This is a genomic window from Shewanella sp. SR44-3, assembly GCF_014163735.1.
Lineage (GTDB): Bacteria > Pseudomonadota > Gammaproteobacteria > Enterobacterales > Shewanellaceae > Shewanella.
The window spans coordinates 1-4,121 of the sequence record NZ_JACJDV010000071.1 but is presented as its reverse complement, the minus strand read 5'-3'; the positions used below and the strand labels follow the sequence as shown (position 1 = coordinate 4,121).

The window sequence follows — 4,121 nt, the reverse complement described above, 5'->3', positions numbered from 1 at the left end:
GCCTGTGAGATTTTTACCCGCTTGAAGATCTTTAAGGGCTTGTTCAAAGTTAAAAGGTTGAGTCATGTGTCATTCCTGTTTTTGTACAGTTTACTGAAATGACACAGAATTATGAACGCTACCATATGGGTTGTTATTGATAGGTGTAGTGTCCTGGTTGATGTTTACCCCATTAGCCATAACCACACCGTTAGCATTTTTATGTGCCTACCTAAACGCAAGATTAATTGCTTACCTAGATCACAAAGGTCACTGGTAGGTGTTTGTTAGCTGTATTTTATTGTCTAAAGTTCACAAGGCGGCGTTATAACAACGGGATCCACTAAAATTCTGGCAGGGCACTACAGCTATCTGATTTATGATCTTAGTCGCCGATTACTTGCAGATATGGCTGTAAATGCTTCATATGATATAACAGGGCGACTAGACGGCAGCCGGGGCCGAGTTTTTTAATCTAGCTTCATAACGTTTCCACACTTTCTCATGGAAATAAAATACTACAGTATTGATGGCTGGCTCAACCAAGGCTACAGTACCGCCTATGATAATACTGCCCGTCAATAAGTAAGTAATACTGAAAGCCACGCTAAAATGTAATATCGCAAAAGTGAATGTTTTAATCATGATGCCAGCCTCGGTGAATTAGTTAATCTAAATGATAATCGTTATCAATAATAAAGCAAGGTTAAACACTAGATTAATCTGAGCGGAAAACTCGATGACCAGATAGTGGTGGGATCAATTAAGGCTGGGGAGCGGAAAAGACTAAATAAAAAGCCGCGAGCCCTAGGCGGACTTGCGGCTAATATTGAGTTCAGCGATTCAGTTGATGGTTAGTAATGCCAAGGAAACTCAGAAAAGTCTTGATCACGCTTTTCTAAAAATGCATCCCGCCCCTCGCGGGCTTCTTCACTGGCATAGGCTAAACGGGTGGCTTCGCCGGCAAACAGTTGTTGCCCCACCATGCCATCATCAGTCATATTAAAACCGTATTTCAGCATCCTAATTGCCGTTGGTGATTTAGTGTTGATCTCATTGGCCCAGCGCAAGGCTTCCAGTTCTAATTCTGCATGGGGGACAGATTTATTCACCATCCCCATTTGAAACGCTTCGTCGGCGCTGTAATCAAAACCGCAGAAAAAAATCTCCCTAGCTCGTTTCTGACCGACCATTTTAGCAAGATAGGCGCTGCCATACCCTGAGTCAAAACTGGCAACATCGGCATCAGTTTGCTTGAAAATGGCATGCTCTTTAGAGGCCAGAGACAAGTCACATACCACATGTAAGCTGTGGCCTCCACCTACCGCCCAGCCAGGTATAACAGCGATAACCACTTTAGGCATAAAACGGATCATCCGTTGCACTTCTAAAATATGCAGTCGCCCCATACGGGCTTGATCGGCCTTATTGGCAGCTTCAGCTTCATATTTATAGCCATCTTTGCCGCGTATACGTTGATCGCCACCAGAGCAGAATGCCCAGCCACCATCTTTGGCCGACGGGCCATTGCCAGTGAGTAACACGCTACCGACATCTGAACTGCAGCGAGCATGATCTAAGGCGATATAAAGCTCATCTACAGTTTGTGGCCGAAACGCATTACGGCATTCAGGGCGATTAAACGCAATCCTAACAGTACCCTGATGTTTGGCTCTGTGGTAGGTAATGTCTTGAAAATCAAAACCTGGGACAGTATCCCATAAGTTGCTATCAAAAATTTCTGAAATGAACTGTTCCATCATGTTCCTAACGAGTATTGATTTAACGATAAGGGATTAAAGCTTGTCACACATGAAGCGTAAGTTATCTTTGCTAAATACGGGGTGGCGGGCATCATGATGACAATACTCGGCTTTAAAGTCTTCTATATCTCCAGTAGATACCATTATTTGCTCAAACTCTTTGAGTTCAGTGCCAGATAGACGTTCGGCAATAGCCGCTTTAACTTGCAGGGCATTTTTATTGACCTTAATGATCTTGGTGCCCGTCATTGAATCGAGCTTATTCTCAGCCTTATTGAAAAACCCTAAGGCTTGAGCAATAGGCTTATCCAACTTGGTGGTTTCGGTTGCCATGTAATAAATACCAGCACCAATAAGTGCTAAAAGGATCCAACCTCTCATTTTTCATCCAATATAAGTGATTAAGCAAGAATTATACGAGTATAATATACCCAATTTAGTTATCTATGTGAGTTTGATCGCTTCACCTTGTGATCCAAGGTTAGCTTCTATCTTCAATGGTTTTGTTCACCGACGATAATGGTGACAAAGCACTGATAGACGCAAGTGATAAATTTGAATGGATACACGCTCGAGCTATGTCCCCTTCTATTAATAATAACAAAGCAGTAAGGCTGTAACTATGACGACAGAATCTAAAGCCAAGGATTATTCAAAAGAAAATCGAATAAAGATTCATCAGCCAGACGCCACAAAGGCAGACCGTTTTAACCCCAGTAACAGTATTTATGTGCGTGCAGTCGATGGGCTTTGGACTCGCGTGCGCCGTTATATGGGCTGGGCGACTATGTTGCTGTTTCTTATATTGCCATGGTTACCTTGGGGAGACCGTCAAGCTGTTTGGTTTCACTTAAGTGAACAGAAGTTTCATGTGTTTGGCTTGACCATTTGGCCGCAGGATCTCACCTTACTAGCAGCCTTCTTCATGATTGCCGCATTTGGGTTATTCTTCGTCACCACCTACCTTGGCAGAGTCTGGTGCGGCTTCACTTGTCCGCAAACCGTGTGGACCTTCATCTTTATCTGGTTTGAAGAGAAAATAGAAGGGGCGCGTAATAAGCGTATTAAGCTAGACCAGATGCCGTGGAGTTTCGATAAATTGTGGCGAAAAACGGCAAAACATTCGGCTTGGGTACTGGTTTCATTAGTCACAGCTATGACCTTTGTGTCTTATTTTATTCCTAGCCGTGAAGTCTATATCGATGTATTTACCCTTAATGCCGATGGCTGGATTTACTTTTGGGTTATCTTCTTCACCTTTGCTACTTATGGTAATGCCGGTTGGATGCGAGAAATAATGTGTATCCACATGTGCCCCTACGCGCGATTCCAAGCGGCTATGTTCGACAAAAACACCTATATAGTCGGTTATGACACCAAGCGCGGAGAAAGTCGTGGCCCGCGTACTCGCAAACAAGATCCTAAAGAACTGGGTTTAGGTGATTGCATTGATTGCGATCTTTGCGTTCAAGTGTGTCCAACGGGAATAGATATTCGCAACGGGCTGCAATACGAGTGTATCAACTGTGGCGCCTGTATTGATGCTTGTGACAATACTATGGAACGCATGGGATATGCCAAAGGGCTGATAAGTTACACCACAGAGAATAAACTCGAGAATGTCAAAGAAAGCGTCTTAAGACCAAAACTTGTGGGCTACGGTGTAGTGCTTACAGTCATGATATTGGTGTTTATTTATGCCAGCGCCACAATTGCTCCTGTACGTATGGATGTTATCAGGGATAGAAACGCGCTTTACCGTGAAAACAACCAAGGATTAATTGAAAACACCTTTATCGTCAAAATCCTCAATAAGACAGAGCAAGCACAGCAATATCAATTATCAGTAACTGGGTTAGATAACTATAAGTGGTATGGCGACCAAAATGTCACTATTGCGGCGGGAGAAGTTCTAACATTACCTATTAGCGTAGCTGTTGACCCGGTAGAACTTAAACGCAGTGTTACGAATATAGATATAAAGGTATTAGCCACTATAGATGGTGAGTTAATCGAAACCACACAAGAGACAAGATTCTTCAGCCCATAGAAGAGCGTGAAATAGCAAAAAAAGGGACGAATAGTCCCTTTTTTACTCGTTTGGGGTGATAAGTAGGCTGTTAACCCTGTTTTTAGCAATTATCTCTAAAAAGCCCTTGCGTAAAATTCTCATCTCCCTATAATGCGCAACCACTGACACGGCAAGCGGCTCACGCCAATGACGAGTCAGTTTGAAGGATTCAAATAGAATGTTTCAAAGCGAAAAGAAAGTTTGAAAAAACACTTGACGCTGACAACGGATTGCGTAGAATACGCAGCCCAAGCCAACGACCTAGCGTCAACGGCCGCTGAATGAAAATTAAGTTTTTCATGTTAGCA

4 protein-coding genes are annotated in these 4,121 nt (G+C 43.1%); 1 reads left to right on the top strand and 3 read right to left on the bottom strand.

What is annotated here, in order from left to right; genetic code table 11:
• Positions 1 to 423 precede the first annotated feature (423 nt).
• The 3 genes from H5073_RS17715 to H5073_RS17705 all read right to left on the bottom strand — a co-directional run bounded on the left by H5073_RS17715 (position 424) and on the right by H5073_RS17705 (position 2,123).
• On the bottom strand, positions 424 to 624 hold the full coding sequence (locus H5073_RS17715; RefSeq protein WP_182680890.1) for a DUF2061 domain-containing protein: 201 nt from the start codon (positions 622 to 624) through the stop codon (positions 424 to 426).
• A 209-nt stretch (positions 625 to 833) separates the two neighbouring features.
• A complete protein-coding gene (locus tag H5073_RS17710) occupies positions 834 to 1,739 on the bottom strand; it encodes a 1,4-dihydroxy-2-naphthoyl-CoA synthase (protein WP_182680889.1) in 906 nt (301 codons plus the stop codon).
• 36 nt (positions 1,740 to 1,775) lie between these two features.
• On the bottom strand, positions 1,776 to 2,123 hold the full coding sequence (locus H5073_RS17705; RefSeq protein ID WP_182680888.1) for a hypothetical protein: 348 nt from the start codon (positions 2,121 to 2,123) through the stop codon (positions 1,776 to 1,778).
• A 241-nt stretch (positions 2,124 to 2,364) separates the two neighbouring features.
• On the opposite strand from H5073_RS17705, the gene ccoG reads away from it, so the two are divergent.
• Positions 2,365 to 3,792 (top strand): cytochrome c oxidase accessory protein CcoG, encoded by a 1,428-nt coding sequence (gene ccoG / locus H5073_RS17700; protein WP_182680887.1) that lies wholly within the window; start codon positions 2,365 to 2,367, stop codon positions 3,790 to 3,792.
• Positions 3,793 to 4,121: the final 329 nt, after the last annotated feature.